1 protein-coding gene and 1 pseudogene are annotated in these 1807 nt (G+C 63.7%); both read right to left on the bottom strand.

Annotated elements, in window-relative coordinates; genetic code table 11:
- Positions 1 to 492 (bottom strand): annotated as a pseudogene (locus I6U14_RS00485) (N-acetylglutaminylglutamine synthetase); the annotation flags it as partial.
- Positions 493 to 540: 48 nt separating this feature from the next.
- A partial coding sequence (locus I6U14_RS00480) for an N-acetylglutaminylglutamine amidotransferase (RefSeq protein WP_296895983.1) occupies positions 541 to 1807 on the bottom strand: 1267 nt, incomplete at its 5' end.

The raw sequence follows: 1807 nt of genomic DNA, 5'->3' as shown, positions 1-1807 counted from the left end.
GTTCGGATCATCTGCGACAAGCACGTTGACGGGGTTGTCGCTATCCATTTCGTCAAGGAAGCCGTGATGCAGCGTGACCATGCCGTGGGACTGGTAGATGACATTGATCGCATCGGCATCGTCCGGTCGCGCCGGGCGGATGCGGAAGCCGGGCGGGCTGGACGTTTCGTCCTTGAGGTTGCCGAGGTAGAGCCGGAAGGTATGCGACGGGTCGAGAAACAACTCCTGCGGCGCGCTGGACAGCACGACATGCGGATCGCGCACATAGAAGGCGACGTCGCGCTGCCCTTCGGTCTCCTCGCGCAGCGATTTGGCGAGTTCATCCAGGTCAGCGAAGGTCTGGCCGAAGATCAGCCGGCCCCAGCCGCAGTCGACGATGGCGTTGGGCGTCATCCGCTGCGACTGGGCCTCCTGCGGCCGCGCGCCCCAGTGTTTCAGCGAGGCCATCTCGGCGAGGTCCTCGGGGCTGACGCGCTTGTCACGGTCCCCCATGCGCCTGCCTTTCGCTTGTCGGATACGGGTTAATCAAACGCGACAATCTCAAATGCCGTGTTCCTGCAGCCACCACTCCAGCAGCGCCACCTGCCAGGTCTTCGAGCCGCCGAGCGAGGTAATGTGTTCGGCCGGGTTGTCGAGCAGCTTGTCCACATAGGCTTGTTGGAACAGGCCGCGCTCGCGCGCCTTCTGCGAGTGCATCAAGTCTCGCACCATATCATAAACCGGCCCCTGGATGTATTTCAGCGCGGGAACCGGGAAATAGCCCTTGGGCCGGTCGATCACTTCGCTGGGCAGGACCGTGCGGGCGACATCCTTGAGCACGCCCTTGCCGCCGTCTTTCAGCTTTTCATCCGGGGGGATGCGCGCGGCCAGCTCCACCACCTTGTGATCGAGGAACGGCACCCGCGCCTCAAGCCCCCAGGCCATCGTCATGTTGTCGACGCGCTTCACCGGGTCATCGGCGAGCATGACCATCGTGTCGATGCGCAGGCCCCGATCCACCGGCGTGTCCGCGCCGGGCAGGTCGAAATGCGCAGCGACGAAATCGCGGCTGTAATCGCCATCGACGAGATCGGGGTTCACAAGCTGCCTGTAGTCCTCATGGTCTCGGTCAAAGAACGCCGCGGCGTAGTCGGAGACGGGATCGTTGCTGCTGGCCAGCGCCTGATACCAGTGATAGCCGCCGAAAATCTCGTCCGCGCCCTGGCCGGACTGCACCACCTTGACGTGCTGCGAGACTTCCTCGGACAGCAGGAAGAAGCCGACATTGTCGTGGCTGACCATCGGCTCGGACATTGCCGCGATGACCTTGGGCAGGGCGCGGATCAGCCGGTCGCTGGTGACTTGAATTTTGTAATGCTCGGTCTCATAGCGCTCTGCCACGAGATCGGAATAGCGGAATTCGTTGCCTTCCTCGCCGCCAACCGTCTCGAAGCCGATGGAAAAGGTCTTGAGGTCGGTCTGTCCCGCTTCGGCCAGGAGCGCGACGATCAGGCTGGAATCCACACCGCCCGAGAGCAGCACGCCGACGGGCACGTCCGCCACCAGGCGGCGCTTGACGGCATTGCGAAGCGTTTCGTGTACCAGGTCGCGCCACGCCGAGGACGGCATGTCCGCATCGCGCGCTTCCCGCTGGAAGGTTGGCGCCCAGTAGATGTGATCGTTTCTCGTCCCGTCCGGCTCGATCGTCGCGATCGTTGCAGGCGGGGGCTTGCGGATGCCACGCACCATCGTGAAAGGTGGCGGCCCCACCGCGTGGAAGGTCATGTAATGGTGCAGCGCGACCGGATCGATGCTGGGGTCCACACCG

The organism is Thiohalocapsa sp. (assembly GCF_019695415.1).
Lineage (GTDB): Bacteria > Pseudomonadota > Gammaproteobacteria > Chromatiales > Chromatiaceae > Thiohalocapsa.
Note: the sequence above shows the minus strand (reverse complement) of the source record. Positions and strands in the feature narration are given on the sequence as shown.